This is a genomic window from Lysinibacillus sp. NPDC056232 (assembly GCF_042267565.1).
Classification (GTDB): Bacteria; Bacillota; Bacilli; order Bacillales_A; family Planococcaceae; genus Lysinibacillus.
The window spans coordinates 46,048-67,123 of sequence record NZ_JBHJTF010000026.1 but is presented as its reverse complement, the minus strand read 5'-3'; the positions used below and the strand labels follow the sequence as shown (position 1 = coordinate 67,123).

The window sequence follows — 21,076 nt, the reverse complement described above, 5'->3', positions numbered from 1 at the left end:
CCCAATTTGTGAAGCAGTCATGTAAATAATTAATTTCAATAACAATAACCACTTCTCTGTAAACAAGGGGAGTGGTTTTTTTGTTGCTTAAATTTGCATATCAAGATTTTTTAGATGACGGGAAATTCAAGAACACAACAAAAGCGAACATTCAAAATTACAAAATGCTTTTAGGCAAATTCATTGATTATTGCGCTGAGAACCAAGTAATAAATGTTGAGGACATTACTTACAATCATGTGCGACAGCATTTACTCATTTGCCAAGAAAGAGGCGATAAACCAAACACAATTAATGCTAAACTTTTGCGAATACGTGCATTTTTAAATTACATGGTTGAATGTGAAGTCATATCGAAAAATCCTGCCCACAAGGTCAAAATGCAAAAGCAAGATACTAAGATTGAAGTTTTTACTGACGCTCAAATTAAACAGATGCTTAACTTCTATAGACGTATTAAACAACGTGAAAAAACATACGTGGCATATCGTGATTACATGGTTATTGTTTTAATCCTTGGTACAGGTATCAGAAGAGGTGAAATTGTTAATTTGCAATGGAGAGACGTTGATTTTGTAAATAGATCAATATCAATCTTTGGGAAAACAAGAAGAAAAGAAACGATACCGATTACGGTACGCAGAATGAAAAAGGAGTGGATCAAATGGAGTTCAATGAACAATTAATTACGCAATTGACGAGGATTGAGGACAAATTGGATAAATTGAATGAGCAAGAGGATGCCCTAAAACAGGGAGTCCTTACAATTAATAAACCAGATAGACCAAATGACATGTCAGATGAACGATACGAAGAATGGGTAAAAGATTGTGAACTTCGTGCTTGGGTTGATTCGTTATCAGATGACCAAATAAATTACCTCAATGGTCGAGTTAAAAGTATGATTATGTTGCTCCTTGCTCCTTGCTCCTTGCTCCTAAAATTGGACCGTTATCGAAAGAAGAATCTGCTTTGCTATGAGATTATTTCTGATGAAAGCAATTATTATTAAAACCGTTAAGAGCGATGTCGTGCAGACAGTGGCAATAGCATTATGCATTCTTGCCATGATTATTGGTGTATTTGTAGCATTTATTTACATTGCTTTTCCTAAAGACCCTGAAACGGAAGAAATGATTAAACAAGCAGAAATACGAAATGCAGAACATGCTAAATGGTATGAAGAATTGAAAAAGAAAAATGGTTGGGACGATTAGAATTTCGAAATCGGAGCCACCGATTTAAGAATCCAACTACGACAAATGTCTCAGTTAAACTCGGACACATTGTCCGAATTAGATACATTCCAACTGTGAAAAAAATTCGTAGTTGGGAACCATTGGTACGCTTGATGTGGTGAAAGGTTGTAATCACAACACAACCTTTGAGGTACTCTCCGCTATAGAGAGCACCTATGACGGACTTACCTATTTTAACGCATACAGATTTGTATTCGTTGTATTTAATCAACGAGCGTAAACTTACGCTGGTTAACACGCTATATACATTGTGTATATAGGTGCTCCTAGCAACTGGGAGTACCCATTGAACTTAATTTCAATAATTTGTTATTATTAACCTAATTACATAAAATAAACCGAATTAAACAATTACATACAAATTATAAGTGAGGTTTAATAATATGCAGAGAAAAACAAAATCGGCAATCGTTATCATTGCAGTATTGGTCATCATCGGTGGAGCTTATGCTTACACTCAATTCACAAATCAAATAGAAAAACCTGCTCCCGAAAAAGAAAAAGCAACTGTTGAACATGCTGGAGTAACGCTTGAAGATAAAATTGTTACAAAAGAAGAATTGTTATATCCTGACAATTTAATAGAGCACAAAGTGAACGAAGCCATTCATAGCATGTCTCATCAAAAAGTTGAAGCTAAAGTAAAATGGGGTCACACGCAAATAACACAGGCTAAAGTTGACCGATTGTTAGCTGTTGTTAAAATGAACGATTATAAATATAAAGAACTTTACATTTCAATATTGGAGAGATGGTCGAAAGGTGATTTTTCTCAAGCAATTGATGACCACAATTCCATTTGGGAGATGCAAGGAGGTGACGAGTCAAGAAATTCAGGAAAAGCAACTCGTTTATTGACTGACGAGGAAGAAAAAGAATATGTAGAACACAATTTAACATATGACTTATATGATAAATAGCGCTCAGTAATAACACTATTTTTATTTGTCCGCCATTTATCAGTTTGTTATCACAATATTAATTACTAAAATCCACCAATTACTAAGATACAAAAAAATTATCGGTGGAGGTTTTATATATGAACGAAGAAAAACCGCTAACAGACAAAGAGCTTTATCATTTAAATATCGCTTTGAACGCAAAAGCCTATGGAATGAAGAACGTGTATAAAAAAACGCTCGCTTTTGAATTGATAAAATTGGGCCACAATTTGGACCATACAATGCGGAACAAGCGCAACGCCAAATTTCAAGTATTTGTGTTCACTGAGACTCCCGAATTTATCGCAGACTTAATAGAATTGACCACAAATAAATCACGAGATCAATAACATCATCAAACGTCATTTGCTGTTGATTTAACGCATTTTAAATGATTGTGTATGGTATATGCACAAATGAATATTCAAATGGAACGTACCAAACGTGGTACGTTCTTTTTTCATTTATATATGAAGAAAACCATCTTTTTAAATTATTTTCATTTGCTGATTGTCATTTTGGACTTCCAAATATGTCAGGTGACAAATCTACATTCCTGGTAGGTTTAGTCCAGGGAATCCTGGTAAACCTGGTTGGCCCGGAAAGCCAGGAGATTGCCCGCCTGGAAATGGCATAGGACGTGGTGGATATGGCTGTGGCGGATATGGTTGTGGAGGACGTGGTGGATATGGCTGTGGCGGATATGGTTGTGGAGGACGTGGTGGATATGGTTGCGGCGGATATGGCTGTGGAGGACGTGGTGGATATGGTTGCGGCGGATATGGCTGTGGAGGACGTGGTGGATATGGTTGCGGTGGATATGGTTGTGGTGGATATGGCTGCGGAGGGCGCGGTGGATATGGTTGTGGTGGATATGGCTGCGGAGGGCGCGGTGGATATGGTTGTGGTGGATATGGCTGCGGAGGACGCGGCGGATACGGTAATGGGTTTAAAGATGGATATGGACTACCAGAAGGCATGCTAGGGTGAAACGGAATAGTAACATCAACATCTTCGGGATTTAATCTAGGATTGACCAATGAAACACACCTTTCTTCGTTTTTCTTTTCTAACATATGCCCACTATTATGATTGTCGTAGGCATTAAACTCGGTGAAAGAGCAATACTTGTATAATTCGTTAAAATATAAAATGTTATAAAATATATCAAATTTAATTATAATAAAAGGAAATATTATTAAAGGATGTTTTAGATAAATGGACATTATAAAAATCAAGAAAATTAAGATACAAAATTTACGTAATGTACGACATGGTGAAATTGTTTTAACGGTGAATTTTGAGACATTTTTTAAGGCTAATGTTGTAGGTTTATACGGACAAAACGGTTCAGGGAAAACAACTATTGTTGATGCATTTGGCTTGCTAAAGGCACTTATCTCCGGCTGGATTACTGAAATGAAATTACCGTCTCAGGAAAAGAGATTAATTATGGCAGGGGAGGATACGGCAAGTATTGAGTTCGAGTTTCTTGTAGAAAATCAATTTGGCGCATTTTCCCTCAATTATTATGTAGAGTTACAAGAAGATCAAAACAGACTGTACACAACGGTTGAACGTATAGCCTACAGAGAGAATGAGAAAGGAAAGCGTTCAAAGATTCTAATTAATGTGACAGAGGAAGACATACAACTACGTAAAGCAAATCTTTCTGATATGAATGAACAAACGCGGATCCAATTACTAGTCATTCATCAACTATCTAAAAAACAATATACGTCCTTTGCCTTTCATAAAGATTTAAAGCCAATATTACAGGACAGGCTATCAGAGCTAGAAATGCAATTACTTCATAATTTAGCAATAGATTTTAATCGAGATTTACATGTTGTTAATAATCAAAATATCGCACCATTATTTGAGGAGCGCATCATGCCCTTTAGTATCCATCTAGAAAAAACTCGTGGTTCTATCCCTTACAATTTGAAAGGGCCAGCGTTATTGCCAGAGGATACGTTTAATGTGTTATGTGAAGTAATAGAGCAAAGTAATCGTGTATTATCAGCGATTATTCCAGGTCTGACTATAAAGATTAATGTAATTACAAAACAAACTATGGATAATGGAGAAAAAGGAATCCGTTTTGAATTTTTATCACAGCGAGGGGAGCGCGAATTACCACTACGGACAGAGTCAGAAGGGATTTTGAAAATTATCTCTGTACTCAGTGTGCTCATTGCCGTTTATAATAACCCGAATGCTTGTGTAGTGATTGATGAATTAGATTCTGGTGTTTTTGAATATTTATTAGGTGAGTTGTTAACAGTGATTGATGAGGACGGAAAAGGCCAGCTTATTTTTACGTCTCATAATTTACGCGTGTTAGAGGTGCTTGCTATTAAAAACTTATGGTTTACGACAACGAATGAGGAACGTCGTTATATGCAGCTAAAGGGTATTAAAGAGGTAAATAATGCTCGGGATGTTTATTTACGTGCAATTCAGTTGGGCGGACAAGATGAAGAGGTTTATAAAGAAACGAAGATATTTAAAATTAAGCGTGCCTTTAGAAAAGCAGGTGTCCAGCGTGACTAAAAAGGTTCTTTTAATCATTGTAGAGGGACAGACGGAGCAAATTGTTTTAGAGGATTATCTAGAAGAACATTTTGCAAGTTCTACGGTTCGCTTCGATGTACAACGGGAGGATATTTTAACGAAATGGGATGCTCATAAGAGGATACCTAATATTAAAAATAGTGTTGCGCGAGTGATTCAGAACTATTTGGAGAAGTATAAGTTTTTAGCGAAGGATTTAACTGCTGTCGTTCATATTACTGATGCAGACGGTTGTTTTGTTGCTCCAGAATTTGTCAAAGTGAAAGAAGATATTGAGCAAAATTTATATTATACAGAAGATGCGATATTGGTGAAGTCTGAGAAGCGTAAGGAGCAAATCGAGCAACGCAATGAAATGAAGGCGAATAATGCCAAAATCCTAGTGGCGAATGATCATTTTAGCATTCAACGATTAAGAATACCGTATCAGCTATTCTATTTTTCTACAAACTTAGAGCATGTACTATGGAATGAGCGCAATGAAGTAGCAACGGAAAAGGTGCAAAAGGCTGATGAATTTATGGACAGTTTATCGAGTTCCATAGAAGAGTTTTTAAAAGTCTATCTTCCAGTTAACGCAGAGCTTCCGTATAAAGAAAAAATGAAAATGAGTTGGTCATTTTTAATGGAGGGCTGCAATTCGTTACAGCGTGGAACGAATGTGCCGTTATTATTTGAAATGATTAAATCAAATGTACAATAGAGTGTAACTTTAATCAGTGGGGGCCACAGCTCCCGCTGATTTTTAATCTTCACCAAAAGGCTTTAACGGGCAGTTAATGTCTATGCCCTCCATTAATCGTTGGAGGGTATTTTATTGTGTAGAAGACAAAATATAAATTAGAGCAACATGCCAGAAGTTACATGTTAAGTGAAATGGTTGATTGTAGTGGTGACTGGACGCCCCAGGAAAGCGTTCAGACGGGAATAACTTCGCTAATTCCTCCACAATGACATTACACATTATCAATTGTAGAATGACTTGCCTCAGGATCGACACCACCAATATGTGCAACATTTACAACGATTCAAACAATGAAAAGTACGCCAGTTGTGTAAAAATAAATGGGAAAAGTGTAACAAATAATTTGTTGCGACGACTTATTTGTGAGTGTAGAAAGTGGGGTGAAGTTTTGCATCAGGATATATTTAAAATTGAACATTTGTACGATTGTTATCATCGTGATGTGTATCATTTTGCGCTTTATTATACAAATAGCAAACAAGAGGCAGAGGATATTACGCAAGAAACGTTTTTTAAGGCGATGAAGCAGTTAGATAAATTAAAGGATAAAGATAAAGTAAAAACTTGGCTCTTATCAATTGCACGGAATACAGCAGTAGATATACATAGAAGGCAGAAAATAAAACGTTTATTAACAGAAAAACTTAGCTGGCAGCCCGTATTGAGGGAAGTGTCAAAGCCTTTAGAAATTGTGGAGAAAAATGAGCAATGGCAAACAGTACAAGAAGCATTAATGACATTAAAATCACATGATCGGACAATCATTATTTGCAGAATGCTAAAAGACTACACGATTCAAGAAACAGCTTCGATTTTAGGTATCTCGGAAGTCAAGGTGCGTGTTGATTTTCACCGAGCAATGGCGAGGCTTCGAAAAAAGGTAGGGAGGTATGATTGATGGAAGAACGTGATTACGATTTATTTGATGCACTAAAAAAACGCCCTGATAAAGAGCTAGATGTAGATGTCTCAAATGAAATACGTCAAAAACTCCAAAAGACTCATATAAAGAAGACAACAAGATTTTCTATTGCAACAATATTAACGGTTCCAGTGACGCTAGCTGTTCTTCTATTTGTATTCATCATTGGTACAGGACAACCGTTCAATTTGAAAAGTGCAGCACAGTTAACCATCAATCTGGAAAGAGACTTTACTAATATAGTGTGCATTTTCCTCATGCTTACGCTCTCGTCATTTATTTTGTTCGTTTATTTCAAGGGGCTTACGAAGGGAAGACTTGTCTACATGACATTTTCTTTGTCTTTCTTGGCATGGGTAGGGAACCTAGTATATGCAGAGCATCAAAATATTGATGAACCTATTGTGCAACCAAGCTATAGCGAATCCTACGAATATACGAGCAAGCAAGACAATATAGATGAAATTCAACAGGAACAGGATAACTACTTGTTGAAAACAGATGAGGGGGGTATAAAATAATGAAAGATCCTTACGATTATTTATTTAGTGGAATGGGTTTTGTTTTTATAGATTTAAGTTTTTTTGGATTACCTGATATATTACCAGATTTCATTGGCTATCTATTCTTTGCATACGGTATTCATCTGTTGCCGTCTTTTCATAACTTAAAGCGTTGGTCGAAAAATTTTGCCATTATTTTAATGATAATGTCATTTTTCGTGGAGCTAGATCAATGGCTTGGTTATAAGGTACTTGGTGAAATTGGAATACAGTTTATGCAATTTTTATTCATCGTCTTTATGTATTGGGTTTTTCAATTATTATTACACATTCATAATAATAAACCTCTTGAAGCTAAAACATTTAAAACATACCAGAAATTCATGGCATTTATGCTTTGCGGTTTTGTCATACAGGCATTTTCTATAAATTTTGATGCGAGTATACGGGGAAGTGTTTATTTTATAGGTTCTTTATTTCAATTGCTTTCCTTTTTATTATTTATAAACCTTTGTCGAACGTGTCATGAATATTTTAAGAAAATCACAGAAAATAAGGTCCATTCGCTAGAATAAGCGATGGATCTTTTTTTCAATTTTAGACAATCTGTTTTTACTGAGCAATGACATCTTTTCCTTTCCATATTCATAAGCTTTATAGGTGTGATTTTATCAAGCTAGAAGGAGGCACTGACATTCAAATACATGTTGTACGGGCAGGAGAGTCCTTATGGGGTATTGCACAGTCGTACGGGACAACAGTTCAAAGTATTGTAGATACCAATCAAATTCCTGAACCAAATCGATTAGTTATAGGGCAAGCGCTTGTGATACCGATTGTCGGAAATTTTTATTATGTGCAGTCAGGAGATAGTTTATATTCAATCGGCCAACGCTTTGGTATGAATTATTTAACACTTGCTCAAGTCAACAATATTAGTCCGAGTCAGCCTTTATCGATTGGTATGCGACTGTATATTCCACCTCAACCAAAAACAAGAGCTGAAACATTGGCATATTTAGAGCCGAGAGGGACATTCGTTAGTGAGGCATTACTAAGTCAAGCAAGAGAAGCGGGTCCATTTTTAACGTATCTCGCTCTATTTAGCTATGAGGCAAGGCGAGATGGAACGCTTAAGGTACCACCAAGTCAAGGTGTGGCGCAAATTGCAAATGATACAGGTGCTTCTCTAGCAATGGTTGTCTCAAATTTGGAGAATTTTAGTTTTAGCGGTGATTTAGCGAGAGATATTTTTCAAAGTACAGCCGTACAGGATTTGCTCTTCAATAATATTCTTGAAGAAGCAAAACGTTTAGGAACCGTTAGAGATATTCATTTCGATTTTGAGAATTTGCCGGGCGATCAACGAGAAGCATATAACAATTTTTTAAGGAGAGCGGTGAGTCGATTCCATCCACAGGGATATACCGTATCGACAGCGCTAGCTCCAAAAACAAGTGCTAGTGAGCGAGGTCCGTGGACGGAGGGGCATGATTATAAAGCACATGGAGAAATAGTGGATTTTGTTATGTTAATGACTTATGAATGGGGGTATTCTGCAGGTCCGCCTATGGCTGTATCGCCACTTCCAGAAGTAGAAGCGGTTGTTAAATATGCAGTAAGTGAGATACCTCGGAACAAAATTATACTTGGACAGAATTTATATGGGTATAACTGGACACTGCCTTTTGTCCAGGGGGGGCCTAATGCAGAAGCAGTTAGTCCACAAAGAGCGATCGAAATTGCTAAGAAATATAATGCTGCTATTCAGTTTGATTTGAGATCTCAAGCTCCGTTCTTTGAATATTATGATGAGCAAGGTAGAGCACATGTGGTTTGGTTCGAGGACGCAAGATCCATTCAAGCGAAGTTTAATTTAATCAAACAGTACAAACTTCGCGGAGTAGGCTATTGGAAGTTAGGCCTCCCATTCCCACAAAATTGGTTATTGATCGGGTCAAACTTTGATGTAGTAAAGAAATGAGAATCTTAAGGAGCAATATAAGATAGCTCCAGGTCCGTTCTATTTTCTTATAAATATAAATAATCTGTAAAATAAGATTTCCATTTCTGGCAATCTATATTATAATTATGGTAAATGATATTTTAGGAGGTATATTTTGGGAAAATTTAAAAAGTTAGGTATCATACTAACGTCTACTGCATTTTCGGTGGGTGTACTTTCACCAATGGCACAAGCTTCAGCAGATGTGAAAGAATCGCAAGAGAGAGTGGCGATCCAAGTTGCTTCAACAGAAACAAAGGTATCAAAAAGTGTGCTTATTAAGCAATTGAATACATTATTCCCTAACAAGTTCAAATTTGTAACAGAGAAAGATTTCTCAATGGGGGAAGTGCATTACTTTAATGATGACAAAACAATACGCTATGGATTAAGCTTCCACAAGACAATCGATGGCAAAGACGTTTATGGTGATTTTACTTTTAAAGGCGAAGATTTAGAATTAGAATATTTCCACTATCAGCCTGCTAATATAGCGGATGCATTGTATCCAGTGAAGTATTCAGAGACTGAGGCAAAGAAAATTGCCCAAGACTTCCTAAAGAAATTGCCGAATACTGCGAACTACAAGCTTCGTGAAGACAATTGGTATGGTGATTTTGGTTTTAGTTTTAGTAGACCTTTATCTGAACCAATTACGTATTCATTCACTTATTCGCCAACACATGATGGTGTACCACTAATTAATGAGAATCTCAATATTACAGTTCTAGCAAATGGTGAAGTTACAGATATGTATCGTAGTACTGAGTCAACTAGTAAGGCAACATTTGATAACTTAGATCAGAAAAAGAATGAATCAGATATACTTACACAGGTTCGAGAAAATTTATCAGTTGATTTACGTTATGTCATTGACACTAACTACCAAACAGGTGAATCTATTGCTAAGCTTGCGTATATGCCCCCATCAAGTTTCGCTGGTGTACATGCATTAAATGGGCAGTGGAAGACAATGAATGGTTTCACTTCCGAAGTACCAAAGGAAAAAGAAGTAGAAAAACTGGCATCCCAACCACTTGAACCTAGAAAGAAGAACGTTACAGTAGAAGAAGTTGAAGAGTTAGCTAAGTCTTTCTTAAAAGATGATTCAGGCAAATCGGAGCTGAAAATTGATTCGATTAATGAAAGAGAAAATGAAAATGGTGAGACAATTTATTCAGTAAATTATATGTATCATATAAAAACTGGTGGTTATGGTACATCATTTGAAGTAAACAAAGCAACAGGTGAGATTACAGAATACTGGGATATACGTAGAGATTTCATAGAGACAGATGTTAAAGTACAACCAATTGCAAAAGATGCTGCTTTAGCAAAAGCGATAGGCTACTTAAAAGAGTGGGCTCCGTCTTATATTCATAACTATTCGAAGCCACTAGAAGATGTAATATATGATAAAGATAGCGAACGCTATTACTTCTCCTTCCCGCGTGTTGTCAATGGCATTGCCGTAGTAGGGGATGCAATTTCTGTTGGTATTAGTGCAGATGGTAGATTAAGTTCTTTAAATATTAATAATCACAAGATTGATAACTGGCCGTCTGTAAACAAAGCTATTCCTGCTGATAAAGCAAAAGCAACGTTCAATGAAGGGTTAAAATTGGAGCTACAGTATGCGAAACAAGATGGCGAGGATAAGCACCACTATGATTTAGTATATTCTCCGGTTTATAATGGAAGTATATTCAATGGTATTGATGCAACAACTGGTAAGTGGCTTCATGCTGCTGATGATGCTAAAGGAAAACCAGCTATTTCTCATTCAAAAGCTGGAGAAGAATTAACTTATTTACTACAACAAAATGTATTGGAAGTTAAAGACCCAGCAAACTTTAATGCTGATACAGCTGTAAACAAGGGAGAAGCTTTGAAAATCTTAGTTAAATCATTATCATACGGACATTATGATTTTAGTCCTTATGGAAGAGGCGACGAGAAGCAATCCTTTAATAATATTGACAAAAAGCATCCATTATACGGAGTTGTTGAACAAGCTGTAAGAATGGGTATTATACAACCGGGTAATCAATTTGCATTAGATACAGAATTGACTCGTCAAGAGCTTGCAGAATGGTTAGTACGTGTATTGAATTTAGAAAATGCTGCTAAGCATAGTGACATTTTCAAATTAAACTATGCTGATGCAAGCTCAATTAAACCGGAATACGCAGGTTATATTGCTTTAGCAAGTGCGATGGGACTAATGGATGGTCAGCAAAATAAATTCAATGCTACTGGGAAAGTGACGTATGCAGATTTGGCAATATCTACAGTTCGTCTAGCAAAGGCTGTTTATGAGGAAAACAACGGCCGCCATTACTATTATTAATCAGTAATCGATATATGAAAGGGTATCTCCTAATTTTAGGGGATGCCCTTTTAACTTCTTTGAATGAAGCTAAAATAGCTCTATGTCCATTCTATTTTATGGTAAAAATAAACAATCCAAAATATCATTTCTATTCATGGTAATATATACTATAATAATGATAAATGATAATCTAGGAGGGATATTTTGGTAAAATTCAAAAAGTTAGGTATCATACTAACATCTACTGCATTTTCTGTTAGTGTACTTTCGCCAATGGCACAAGCTTCAGCAAATGTAAAAGAATCGCAAGAAAGAGTTGCGATACAAGTTGCTTCAACAGAAACAAAAGTAACGAAAAATATACTTATTAAGCAATTGAATACACTATTCCCAGGCAAGTTTAATTTTGTAACAGATAAAGATTTTTCAATGGGGCAAGGGCATTATTATAATGATGATAAAGCGATACGCTATGATTTAGGCTTCCATAAGAGAATTAATGGCAAAGACGTTTTTGGCAATTTTACTTTTAAAGGCGAAGATTTAGAATTAGAAAATTTCTACTACCAACCTGCCAATATAGCGGATGCATTGTACCCAGTGAAGTATTCAGAGGTGGAGGCAAAGAAAATTGCCCAAGACTTCCTAAAGAAATTGCCGAATACTACGAATTACAAGCTTCGTGAAGACAGTATTTTTGGTGATTTTGATTTAAGTTATAGTAGACCTTTAACTGAACCAATTAGGTATTCATTCACTTATTCACCAACACATAATGGTGTACTAATTAGTGATGAGTCTATCAATATTGTAGTTCTAGCGAATGGTGAAGTTACAAGTATGTATCGTGATACTGAGTTAACTAGTAAGGCTACATTTGATAACTTAGAACAGAAAAAGAATGAGTCAGATATACTTGCACAAGTTCGCGAAAATTTGTCAGTAGATTTACGTTATATGGCTGACTATAATTACCAAACAGGTGAAGCTAGTGCTAAGCTTGTGTATATGCCGTCAACAGGCTTCAATGGTGTACATGCAATAAATGGGCAGTGGCAAACAATGAATGGTTTCACTTCTCAAGTACCGAAGGAAAAAGGTGTAGAAAAACTGGCATCGCAACCACTGGAACCTAGAAAGAAGGACATTACAGTAGCAGAAGTTGAAGAGTTAGCTAAATCTCTCTTAAAAGTTGATTCAGACAAAGTAAAGCTACAAATTGATTCGGTTGATGAAAGAGAAAACGAAAATGGTGAAACAATTTACGAAGTGAATTATATGTATTATTTTGGAAATGAAGGCTCGGGCACATCATTTGAAGTGAACAAGGCAACAGGTGAGATTACAAACTACTGGGATATACGTAGAGATTTCATGGAGACAGATGATAAAGTAGAGCCAATTTCAAAAGATGCTGCATTAGCAAAAGCGATCGACTACTTAAAAGAGTGGGCTCCGTCCTATATTCATAACTATTCAAAACCAATAGAAGATACAGCATATGCCAAATACAGCAAACAGTATTACTTCTCCTTCCCACGTATTGTCAATGGCATTGCCGTAGTAGGGGATGAAATTTCTGTTGGTATTAGTGCAGATGGGAAATTAAATGCTTTACATGTTAATAATCGTAAAATCGATAATTGGCCGTCTGTAAACAAAGCTATTCCTGCTGATAAGGCAAAAGCAACGTTCAGTGAGGGGTTAAAATTAGAGCTCCAGTATGCAAAACAGGATGGTGAGGATAATCACCACTATGATTTAGTGTACTCTCCAGTTTATAATGGAAGCATGTTTAATGGTATTGATGCAACAACTGGTAAATGGCTTCAAAATGTTGATGTTGCCAAAGAAAAACCAGCTATTTCACATCCGAAAGCTGGGGGAGAATTAACTTATTTACTACACCAAAATGTATTAGAGGTTAAAGACCCAGCAAACTTTAATGCTGATGCAGCTGTAACCAAGGGAGAAGCTTTGAAAATTTTAGTTAAATCCTTATCATACGGATATGATTTCGGTCCGAATGGAAGAGACAATGATAAGCAATCCTTTAATAATATTGACAAAAAGCATCCATTATACGGAACCGTTGAACAAGCTGTAAAAATCGGTATTATACAACCGGCGGATCAATTTGCAGTAGATAAAGAATTGACTCGTCAAGAGCTTGCAGAATGGTTAGTACGTGTACTAAATTTAGAGAGTGCTGCTAAGCATAGTGACATTTACAAATTAAACTATACTGATGCAAGCTCTATTGACTCAGCGTACGCAGGTTATGTTGCTTTAGCGAGTGCAATGGGGCTAATGGATGGACAGCAAAATAAATTTAATGCTACTGGGAAAGTGACGTATGCAGATTTGGCTGTATCTACAGTTCGTCTAGCAAAGGCTGCTTATGAGGAAAACAGAGGTCGCGATTTCTATTATTAATCGATAATTTATACATGAAAGGGTATCTCCTATTTTAGGGGATGCTCTTTTTAACTTCTTTCAGCAGTTGTTTTATGTACCGAAAGTGAAACGGCAGTTACAAATATGACGAGGCATAATTGATGATTACAGTAAAACAAAAGGATTGCTGTTAATTATTTTATATGTTATTATTATCTCGAATTAAAGATAAATGAATTCGAAGTAAACGAGAAGAGGGAGTCGTATGAAGGAAAACAATCGTAATTTAAAAGCTTTTACGGTCTTGTTCCGGGCGTATCAAACGATTCAGGATGCAACAAAGAGAGATTTGCTTCAATATGATTTAAATCCAACCGAATTTTCAGTACTTGAGTTTTTATATCACCATGGTGAGCAACCAATTCAAGTGATTGGAAAGAAAATTTTAATTGCTAGCAGTAGTATTACGTACGTTATTGATAAGCTCGAACAAAAAGGTTTTGTGTATCGACATGCTTGCCCAAAGGATCGTCGTGTCACATATGTTTTATTAACAACTGAAGGACAAACGTTGATGGAAGAAATATTTCCAAAGCATGAACAAAAAATTAATGAGATTTTTGAAGTATTAGATCAACAGGAGATGGACACAATGATCCTGTCTCTAAAAAAGGTTGGTTTAAACGCAGTTGAAAAATAAAAAATTTTACATATTTATCTCGAAATCGAGATAAAAAGGAGGAATATAAAATGAATCATTTAAAAGGAATTCACCACGTTACTGCTATTACAAGTAGTGCGGAAGAGAATTATAAATTCTTTACTTATGTGTTAGGGATGCGATTAGTGAAAAAAACAGTTAATCAGGATGATATCCAAACATATCATTTATTCTTTGCAGATGATAAAGGTAGCGCTGGTACTGATATGACATTTTTTGATTTTCCAAACATTCCAAAAGGTGTGCATGGAACAAATGAAATTTCCAAAACTTCATTCCGTGTGCCTACCGATGCGGCATTGGACTATTGGGTAAAACGTTTTGATCGATTAAATGTTAAACATACAGGTATACAAGAGCAGTTTGGCAAGAAAACTTTATCATTCATTGATTTTGATGATCAACAATATCAACTTATTTCTGATGAAAACAATACAGGCGTTGCATCAGGCACTCCATGGCAAGATGGACCGATTCCTCTTGAATATGCAATTACAGGCCTAGGTCCAGTTTTTATAAGAGTTGCTAATTTTAAATATTTCAAAGAAATGCTAGAAAAAGTGATGCTCTTTACAGAAATTGCGGAAGAAGGGGATTTCCATCTATTTGAGGTGGGTGAAGGTGGAAACGGTGCACAAATTATTGTAGAACTTAATACAGTTTTACCAGTAGCTCGTCAAGGCTTCGGTACAGTACATCATGCTGCATTTCGCGTAGAGGATCGCGCTGTATTAAATGAATGGACTGAACGATTTGAAAGCTTTGGCTTCCATACTTCTGGTTATGTAAACCGTCACTTCTTTGAATCCCTTTATGCACGAGTTGCACCACAAATTTTATTTGAGCTAGCTACTGATGGCCCAGGATTTATGGGGGATGAGCCTTATGAAACTTTAGGTGAAAAATTGTCGTTACCACCGTTCTTAGAACCAAAGCGTGCACAAATTGAAGAGCTTGTTCGTCCTATTGACACTGTAAGAAGTACGATTACGTTCGATAAAGAATAGGAGTAATGCTTTTCATTCAATTCAGTAGAGAAACACAAGCCTCTACTGAATTGGATTACATACTCTTAACAATAATACGATTTCTAAAAAATGATTGGAGGTCAGTTGGATGGAATTTGCAAAGGTAATAGATAAGCGTCGTTCTGCGAATAATTTTATAGAGGGCATCAAGATGAGCGAAGAAGATATACGTCCCATTTTGGAGGATGTTAAGCTTGCTCCATCTGCCTTTAATTTACAGCATGCCAATTACATTGTTGTCTTAGATGAAGCAAAAAAAGAAAAAGTAAGAGAAGCAGCATACGGGCAATATAAAGTGCACTCAGCCTCAGCGGTTATACTTGTTTTAGGAGATAAAGAAGCCTATAAAAATACTGCTAACCTTAATCAAGGGATGGTAGACTTAGGCATTATTAATGCTTGTGAATTAGAAAATATCGTGAATGAAAACGCTAAATTTTATGAAGAACGTGGCGAGGAATTTATGAAGGAAGAAGCCATTCGTAACGCTTCACTTTCAGCTATGTTATTTATGCTAGCAGCCAAAAATCGTGGATGGGATACATGTCCAATGATCGGCTTTGATCAGCAACAAATGAGAGGCCTTTTCAATGTGCCAGAAACACAAGAAATTGCACTAATGATTACAATAGGTAAGGAAAAAGAAGATAGTCGCCGTTTACGTGGTTATCGTAAACCAGTTGAGGAATTTGCAACCTATTATTAGGTCGGTATAAAATAAAAGTGCTTTACAAAAAATAAATTTAATGCACATTTAGGAGGAAATATTGTGAAAGTAGTAGCAATCGTAGGTAGTATCCGTAATGAATCTTATAATTTGCAATTAGCGAAATTTATTCAAAAGCGTTATGCGGAGAAATTAGATCTTGAAGTATTAAGCTTAAAAGACCTACCAATGTATAACCAAGATATCGAAAATGAAGCACCGCAAACAGTATTAGATTTTAAAGCAAAAGTAAAAGAGGCAAATGCAGTTCTTTGGTTGACTCCAGAATATAATGGTACAGTGCCAGGTGTTATGGTTAACGCCATCGATTGGTTATCTCGCGTTGATAAAGTAATGATTGGCAAGCCATCATTCATGATGGGGGCATCAATGGGTAACTTAGGTACTGTTAAAGCACAATTACATTTACGAGATATTTTATTCTCACCTGGAGTAAATTCACCATTACTTAGTGGTAATGATGTTTATATTGGCGCAGTACACACTAAATTTGATACAGAAGGCAATTTAACAGATGAAGGTACTATCAAATTCCTAGATGTAGTTATTGATAACTTCTTAAACTGGGTGAAAAAATACGTTTAAAAATTAAAAAATGTCCCATAAGTATAACAATATACTTATGGGACATTTTTGGGTTTATTGGATTTAAGATAGAGGTTAATGGAGCGTAAGAGAAGCGGCTCATCGGAAGCCCCCAGGAAGCTTTGCTCTGCGTGACAGCGACAATGTTTTATCTGTGCGAAAGCGAAGCGACAGCAACAATGTTTTATCTGTGCGAAAGCGAAGCGACAGCAACAATGTTTTATCTGTGCGAAAGCGAAGCGACAGCAACAAATGTTTTCTGTAGCGAAAGCAAAGCGGCAGCTACAAATGTTTTATCTGTGCGAAAGCGAAGCGACAGCAACAAAGCGCCCAGCCGGAACGGAAATCAACCCCTCGTAATGGTGATAGGCTTTTATTTAATCGGAATTATTTTTAAAACCTTTTGGAGACGGTATGCAAAAATACCTGCAAATATAGCTAAAATAATATCCTTTGGCAAAGGAGGCATCATCCAAAACCACGCTACTTTATAAGTGAAAGCATCAGGAGCGCTAGCCCATAGCTTATAGGCAAAGTACATCCAATTTGTCCCTAGTAAGTAATTAATAGCTGTTGCAACTAATGCAGCGACTACATAGCTTTTCTTCGTTCCAATACGTTCTACAATAAGCCCCGCGACAAATGCAGCTAATATGAAAGAAACAATGAAACCAAAAGTAGGGCTTAAAATTTGTCCAAAGCCTCCGTTGAAACGAGCAAATACAGGTGCACCTGCTAAACCTATGCACATATAAACCGTACAAGCGAGTGCCCCTTTTCTACTTCCAAGAATAAGTCCTGCTAAAATAGCAAAAAATGTTTGCAATGTGATAGGTACGCCACCAACAACCATGAAAGGTACAATGGACGTGATATTAGCTCCTATCATCATCAATGTTGAAAATAGTCCAATGTATGCAAGATCGACTGTTCTTAATTTATGATGTGTGTGTTCCACAACTGTTGTCATTATTTCACCCCTAAAAGTAATGTTGATAACAATAGTGTAAAAAAATAAACATTTTGTGTCAACTACACAAAAATAAATAGTTAACACAAAATGTTTATCCTGTTTAATCTGATCACTGATTGTTAGTTATAGACTATCGATTAAAATATATGATAGAAACGTCATAATTAAAAACAGATGCTGATGGTATGATATCTTGTATGATGTGTCCTTTAAAAGGGAAGTCGATGCAAAGCCGACGCTGTCTCGAACTGTAACGAGGAGTATGATGATTTAGCCATCGTTCTGAAACACCTCCAAGGAAAGCACCCAGTCGGTATGGAGATCAACCTCTCGCTTTGCCAAAGATCCATACTAGGCTTCTAGCACGAATTAAAATAGAATAAATTAAGATACTGCTTTTAAGCCTGCCACACCAATGATAATGGCGATGATACTAATAATTCGAGTCAGGTTTTTAGATTCACCGAAGAATATAATATTCACGAGAACAGCCCCAACTGTACCAATCCCAACCCAAACGACATAGGCGATGCTTAACTGTAAATAGTTAAAGGATGCATATAAAAGTGCAAAGGACATTCCGAACCCGCCTACATATATTAATAAATTACGTATAGTTTTTTTCTGGCTATAAAAACGTAAGCCTACAACCCCGATAATTTCCGAAATTGCAGCTAATAAAACAAGTAACCAACCCATTATGCATTAGCACCTTTCTTTTCATCATAATCTTTTGAAGGGTTATCGGCTAAATTAAGACCAATAACACCAAGTACTAAAATAAACATGAAAATTCCTTTAATAGCATTAAACTCACCATCAAAAATAAAAATGTCCATTAACGTAGTACCAATTGTACCGACCCCTGCAAAAGTCGCATAAACTGTGCCTGTAGGTAGGTTTTCACAAGCCTTCGATAAGAAATGAAAATCCAACGCAATTAAGGACACAATAATAATCCAATGCCACCAAGCACTTGCAACATTAAAACCAAATATCCAAAACAATTCAAACAAACTAGTTAATCCAACATAAATCCAATCTTTTTGCATAATTAATTTCCTTTCATTCATCCATGATTATGACTGACATTCAGTCATTTTTGGTGTAAAAGAGAACGTCACTTAGGCGTGACGTAAACCGAGTGCATGATGTAAAAAGTCGAGGAGCTCAAGCTTTTGAAGTCTAATTGTTTCTTCTTCACTGTCATCATACAAATAAATTTGTTCAGCAGCAGATTCTACTAGACCGATGATCAGTTTAGAAGAACGTGTAGTGTTTAGAGATTCGCGTATCGTTCCTTCATATTGAGCCTCATCTAAGAAATTATTCATCCACTCGTAATAGGGAGCATATATATTTTCCCATTCTTTCATATGTTCAGTTTGTGTAATACCGGCATAGATAAGTGCAAATACATCTCGATATTCCTCTGTTAGTGAAAAAACAATATCTACTAATTTTTCAAGCTGCTTTGCAAAAGGCTCCTGTTTTGAAATACCATCGTTTATAGCAGCAATAATTTTCTCAACCATAACTTTTGCAATGGCTGGCATAACTGAAAGCCGTGATGGGAAATAAAGATAAAATGTCCCTTGCGCTATACCTGCAGCTTTTACGATATCTGAAACCTTTGTCTTTTCAATTCCTTTTTCACGAAAAACTTCAATTGCAGCTTGAATAATTTTCTCTTCTTTTGACATGGAATCCCTCGCTTTTAGCCTGCTTATTTATTATGTTACAAAATAGCTGAAATAAAGTCAATGAAAAATGACTGACAGTCAGTCATTTTGTTTTTGCGTATATATGTTTGTTATTTGGGGAACTTTATGCGTGAAAGGATTTGATGAAAATGGAAGAGATAAAGATTGCACAACTAGATCCGCAACAGCTTGAAAAAATTAATGACTTAGAAAAGAACATTGGAGTGACATTAGTGGCATATGATTCTTCGACAATGCCATCACAGGGCTCGGGTGCCTTTGAGTCAAATAATAGTACTCATAATCATCCATCATAATTAAGAATAAAATACCTTGCAGCAATGTGAGGTTTTTTTATCTAAAAATAGGGGGTTACAATGATGCAGGATTTCTATGGAGATTTACATATTCATATTGGACGTACCTCAAGTGGACGTGCAGTTAAAATTACTGGCAGCAAAACGTTAACATTAGCAAGAATTTTAGAGACTTCAAGCGCAAGAAAGGGACTAGAGATTATTGGGATTATTGATTGTCAGTCACCAGAAGTAATGGATGAAATGACAAAGATGATCGAACAGGGCGAACTGAAGGAGTTGGAACAGGGAGGGCTTCGTTTTCAAGAAACTACACTTATACCAGGTTCTGAAATTGAGATTTATGATCAGCATTGCCTAGGACCAATCCATGTGCTTGCCTATTTTCCAACACTTTCGCTTATGAGGGAATTTTCAAATTGGATGTCTAAACATATGAAAAATATCCATTTAAGCTCTCAGCGAATTTATTGTGATGGGCGAACATTGCAGCTAAAGGTTCATGAATTAGGTGGGCTTTTTATTCCTGCCCATGTTTTTACACCATTTAAAAGTCTCTTTGGTAAAGGTGTGTATCGTAGTTTAACAGAAGTTTTTGACCCTCAGCTTATAGATGCGATAGAGCTTGGTTTAAGTTCCGATACGGATATGGTGAGTAACATTAGAGAGCTGCAGGCGTATACATTTGTCAGCAATTCTGATGCACATTCACTTGGGAAAATTGCACGTGAGTATCAAAAATTGAGACTATCTAATGCAAATTTTACAGAATTAAAGATGGCGCTTCATGAGCAACAAGGTCGAGCTGTAACAGCTAATTATGGCTTAAATCCTTTGCTTGGTAAATATCATAAGACTGTCTGTGCAAAATGTGGTGAGCAGCTTAGCGATTTGGCAACAATTTGTACAAACTGTGAAAGCACGCAAATTATTAAAGGTGTTGTAACACGTATAAAGGAGCTTTCAGAGCAAGTTACAGATAAACGTGCACGACCACCATATATTCACCAAGTACCACTAGACTTTATTCCAGGATTAGGGCCGAAAATGATGGAAAGATTAGTACAAGCATTTGGTACAGAGATGAACATCTTGCATCGAGTTACGCTAGAGCAACTCGAACAAATCGTGCCTCACAAAATTGCCAAGATGATCGATTTAGCAAGAACGGGACAATTAGCAATCGAAGTAGGGGGTGGCGGCATTTATGGGAAGGTTCAGCTGGAATAGAAAAGGTTCATCACCATAGGCGCATTTCACTGATCCCCAAGGAGTCGCCCAGCCGGAACGAAGACATGGCGTAGATTTTAACAAACGTCATCATAACTTTTGGTGATGAAC

Annotated in this window: 24 protein-coding genes; 20 read left to right on the top strand and 4 right to left on the bottom strand. The window is 36.4% G+C overall.

The window, feature by feature from the left end:
* Positions 1-80 precede the first annotated feature (80 nt).
* From ACFCYJ_RS18200 to ACFCYJ_RS18115, 18 genes are all read left to right on the top strand, one after another.
* On the top strand, positions 81-686 hold the full coding sequence (locus ACFCYJ_RS18200) for a tyrosine-type recombinase/integrase (protein ID WP_376075596.1): 606 nt from the start codon (positions 81-83) through the stop codon (positions 684-686).
* Entirely contained in the window at positions 665-1,012 is a 348-nt protein-coding gene (locus tag ACFCYJ_RS18195; RefSeq protein WP_376075594.1) for a hypothetical protein, read from the top strand. The genes ACFCYJ_RS18200 and ACFCYJ_RS18195 overlap by 22 nt, the downstream gene beginning before the upstream one ends.
* Positions 993-1,217 (top strand): hypothetical protein, encoded by a 225-nt coding sequence (locus tag ACFCYJ_RS18190; RefSeq protein WP_376075593.1) that lies wholly within the window; start codon positions 993-995, stop codon positions 1,215-1,217. Before ACFCYJ_RS18195 ends, ACFCYJ_RS18190 begins: the two co-directional genes overlap by 20 nt.
* Before the next feature lie 425 nt (positions 1,218-1,642).
* On the top strand, positions 1,643-2,179 hold the full coding sequence (locus ACFCYJ_RS18185; protein ID WP_376075591.1) for a DUF6241 domain-containing protein: 537 nt from the start codon (positions 1,643-1,645) through the stop codon (positions 2,177-2,179).
* Between the two features lie 119 nt (positions 2,180-2,298).
* Positions 2,299-2,550 carry a hypothetical protein gene (locus ACFCYJ_RS18180; protein ID WP_376075590.1) on the top strand — a complete coding sequence of 84 codons (252 nt, stop codon included), beginning with the start codon at positions 2,299-2,301 and terminating at the stop codon, positions 2,548-2,550.
* 299 nt (positions 2,551-2,849) lie between these two features.
* Positions 2,850-3,185 (top strand): hypothetical protein, encoded by a 336-nt coding sequence (locus ACFCYJ_RS18175; protein ID WP_376075589.1) that lies wholly within the window; start codon positions 2,850-2,852, stop codon positions 3,183-3,185.
* Positions 3,186-3,418: 233 nt separating this feature from the next.
* Complete coding sequence (locus ACFCYJ_RS18170; protein WP_376075588.1) at positions 3,419-4,756, top strand: AAA family ATPase; 1,338 nt, start codon at positions 3,419-3,421, stop codon at positions 4,754-4,756.
* Entirely contained in the window at positions 4,749-5,480 is a 732-nt protein-coding gene (locus tag ACFCYJ_RS18165) for a hypothetical protein (protein WP_376075586.1), read from the top strand. The genes ACFCYJ_RS18170 and ACFCYJ_RS18165 overlap by 8 nt, the downstream gene beginning before the upstream one ends.
* A 430-nt stretch (positions 5,481-5,910) precedes the next feature.
* The gene (locus tag ACFCYJ_RS18160; protein ID WP_376075584.1) at positions 5,911-6,420 is read left to right on the top strand and encodes an RNA polymerase sigma factor; all 510 of its coding nucleotides are present in this window, start codon (positions 5,911-5,913) and stop codon (positions 6,418-6,420) included.
* Entirely contained in the window at positions 6,420-6,965 is a 546-nt protein-coding gene (locus ACFCYJ_RS18155; RefSeq protein WP_376075583.1) for a hypothetical protein, read from the top strand. Before ACFCYJ_RS18160 ends, ACFCYJ_RS18155 begins: the two co-directional genes overlap by 1 nt.
* The gene (locus ACFCYJ_RS18150; protein WP_376075581.1) at positions 6,965-7,522 is read left to right on the top strand and encodes a hypothetical protein; all 558 of its coding nucleotides are present in this window, start codon (positions 6,965-6,967) and stop codon (positions 7,520-7,522) included. The genes ACFCYJ_RS18155 and ACFCYJ_RS18150 overlap by 1 nt, the downstream gene beginning before the upstream one ends.
* Before the next feature lie 236 nt (positions 7,523-7,758).
* Complete coding sequence (locus ACFCYJ_RS18145) at positions 7,759-8,931, top strand: glycosyl hydrolase family 18 protein (protein WP_483869487.1); 1,173 nt, start codon at positions 7,759-7,761, stop codon at positions 8,929-8,931.
* A 136-nt stretch (positions 8,932-9,067) separates the two neighbouring features.
* On the top strand, positions 9,068-11,302 hold the full coding sequence (locus ACFCYJ_RS18140) for a YcdB/YcdC domain-containing protein (RefSeq protein WP_376075579.1): 2,235 nt from the start codon (positions 9,068-9,070) through the stop codon (positions 11,300-11,302).
* Between the two features lie 186 nt (positions 11,303-11,488).
* Positions 11,489-13,720: a YcdB/YcdC domain-containing protein gene (locus tag ACFCYJ_RS18135; RefSeq protein WP_376075578.1), complete on the top strand. Its 2,232-nt coding sequence runs from the start codon at positions 11,489-11,491 to the stop codon at positions 13,718-13,720.
* A gap of 226 nt (positions 13,721-13,946) precedes the next feature.
* On the top strand, positions 13,947-14,381 hold the full coding sequence (locus ACFCYJ_RS18130) for a MarR family winged helix-turn-helix transcriptional regulator (RefSeq protein ID WP_376075576.1): 435 nt from the start codon (positions 13,947-13,949) through the stop codon (positions 14,379-14,381).
* 50 nt (positions 14,382-14,431) lie between these two features.
* On the top strand, positions 14,432-15,409 hold the full coding sequence (locus tag ACFCYJ_RS18125; RefSeq protein WP_376075574.1) for a ring-cleaving dioxygenase: 978 nt from the start codon (positions 14,432-14,434) through the stop codon (positions 15,407-15,409).
* Positions 15,410-15,518: 109 nt separating this feature from the next.
* Positions 15,519-16,136: a nitroreductase family protein gene (locus ACFCYJ_RS18120; RefSeq protein WP_376075573.1), complete on the top strand. Its 618-nt coding sequence runs from the start codon at positions 15,519-15,521 to the stop codon at positions 16,134-16,136.
* A 63-nt stretch (positions 16,137-16,199) separates the two neighbouring features.
* A complete protein-coding gene (locus ACFCYJ_RS18115) occupies positions 16,200-16,742 on the top strand; it encodes an NADPH-dependent FMN reductase (RefSeq protein WP_376075572.1) in 543 nt (180 codons plus the stop codon).
* 373 nt (positions 16,743-17,115) lie between these two features.
* On the opposite strand, the gene ACFCYJ_RS18110 is transcribed toward ACFCYJ_RS18115, so the two are convergent.
* From ACFCYJ_RS18110 to ACFCYJ_RS18095, 4 genes are all read right to left on the bottom strand, one after another.
* On the bottom strand, positions 17,116-17,712 hold the full coding sequence (locus tag ACFCYJ_RS18110; RefSeq protein WP_376075571.1) for a biotin transporter BioY: 597 nt from the start codon (positions 17,710-17,712) through the stop codon (positions 17,116-17,118).
* A 387-nt stretch (positions 17,713-18,099) separates the two neighbouring features.
* The gene (locus tag ACFCYJ_RS18105) at positions 18,100-18,414 is read right to left on the bottom strand and encodes a DMT family transporter (protein WP_376075569.1); all 315 of its coding nucleotides are present in this window, start codon (positions 18,412-18,414) and stop codon (positions 18,100-18,102) included.
* Complete coding sequence (locus ACFCYJ_RS18100) at positions 18,414-18,767, bottom strand: DMT family transporter (RefSeq protein ID WP_376075629.1); 354 nt, start codon at positions 18,765-18,767, stop codon at positions 18,414-18,416. The genes ACFCYJ_RS18105 and ACFCYJ_RS18100 overlap by 1 nt, the downstream gene beginning before the upstream one ends.
* 72 nt (positions 18,768-18,839) lie before the next feature.
* Complete coding sequence (locus ACFCYJ_RS18095) at positions 18,840-19,418, bottom strand: TetR/AcrR family transcriptional regulator (protein WP_376075568.1); 579 nt, start codon at positions 19,416-19,418, stop codon at positions 18,840-18,842.
* A 149-nt stretch (positions 19,419-19,567) separates the two neighbouring features.
* Here ACFCYJ_RS18095 and ACFCYJ_RS18090 point away from each other — a divergent pair, with 149 nt between their 5' ends.
* Complete coding sequence (locus ACFCYJ_RS18090; RefSeq protein WP_376075566.1) at positions 19,568-19,735, top strand: hypothetical protein; 168 nt, start codon at positions 19,568-19,570, stop codon at positions 19,733-19,735.
* 63 nt (positions 19,736-19,798) lie between these two features.
* The gene (locus ACFCYJ_RS18085) at positions 19,799-20,965 is read left to right on the top strand and encodes an endonuclease Q family protein (RefSeq protein WP_376075628.1); all 1,167 of its coding nucleotides are present in this window, start codon (positions 19,799-19,801) and stop codon (positions 20,963-20,965) included.
* Positions 20,966-21,076 lie beyond the last annotated feature (111 nt).

What these genes read in the sequence shown, in the direction of transcription:
- ACFCYJ_RS18195 (WP_376075594.1), top strand. Translation starts at nt 665, where the DNA reads ATGGAGTTCAATGAACAATTAATTACGCAATTGACGAGGATTGAGGAC.
- ACFCYJ_RS18190 (WP_376075593.1), top strand. Translation starts at nt 993, where the DNA reads ATGAAAGCAATTATTATTAAAACCGTTAAGAGCGATGTCGTGCAGACA.
- ACFCYJ_RS18185 (WP_376075591.1), top strand. Translation starts at nt 1,643, where the DNA reads ATGCAGAGAAAAACAAAATCGGCAATCGTTATCATTGCAGTATTGGTC.
- ACFCYJ_RS18180 (WP_376075590.1), top strand. Translation starts at nt 2,299, where the DNA reads ATGAACGAAGAAAAACCGCTAACAGACAAAGAGCTTTATCATTTAAAT.
- ACFCYJ_RS18175 (WP_376075589.1), top strand. Translation starts at nt 2,850, where the DNA reads ATGGCTGTGGCGGATATGGTTGTGGAGGACGTGGTGGATATGGCTGTG.
- ACFCYJ_RS18170 (WP_376075588.1), top strand. Translation starts at nt 3,419, where the DNA reads ATGGACATTATAAAAATCAAGAAAATTAAGATACAAAATTTACGTAAT.
- ACFCYJ_RS18155 (WP_376075583.1), top strand. Translation starts at nt 6,420, where the DNA reads ATGGAAGAACGTGATTACGATTTATTTGATGCACTAAAAAAACGCCCT.
- ACFCYJ_RS18150 (WP_376075581.1), top strand. Translation starts at nt 6,965, where the DNA reads ATGAAAGATCCTTACGATTATTTATTTAGTGGAATGGGTTTTGTTTTT.
- ACFCYJ_RS18130 (WP_376075576.1), top strand. Translation starts at nt 13,947, where the DNA reads ATGAAGGAAAACAATCGTAATTTAAAAGCTTTTACGGTCTTGTTCCGG.
- ACFCYJ_RS18125 (WP_376075574.1), top strand. Translation starts at nt 14,432, where the DNA reads ATGAATCATTTAAAAGGAATTCACCACGTTACTGCTATTACAAGTAGT.
- ACFCYJ_RS18120 (WP_376075573.1), top strand. Translation starts at nt 15,519, where the DNA reads ATGGAATTTGCAAAGGTAATAGATAAGCGTCGTTCTGCGAATAATTTT.
- ACFCYJ_RS18110 (WP_376075571.1), bottom strand. Translation starts at nt 17,712, where the DNA reads ATGACAACAGTTGTGGAACACACACATCATAAATTAAGAACAGTCGAT.
- ACFCYJ_RS18105 (WP_376075569.1), bottom strand. Translation starts at nt 18,414, where the DNA reads ATGGGTTGGTTACTTGTTTTATTAGCTGCAATTTCGGAAATTATCGGG.
- ACFCYJ_RS18100 (WP_376075629.1), bottom strand. Translation starts at nt 18,767, where the DNA reads ATGCAAAAAGATTGGATTTATGTTGGATTAACTAGTTTGTTTGAATTG.
- ACFCYJ_RS18095 (WP_376075568.1), bottom strand. Translation starts at nt 19,418, where the DNA reads ATGTCAAAAGAAGAGAAAATTATTCAAGCTGCAATTGAAGTTTTTCGT.
- ACFCYJ_RS18090 (WP_376075566.1), top strand. Translation starts at nt 19,568, where the DNA reads ATGGAAGAGATAAAGATTGCACAACTAGATCCGCAACAGCTTGAAAAA.
- ACFCYJ_RS18085 (WP_376075628.1), top strand. Translation starts at nt 19,799, where the DNA reads ATGCAGGATTTCTATGGAGATTTACATATTCATATTGGACGTACCTCA.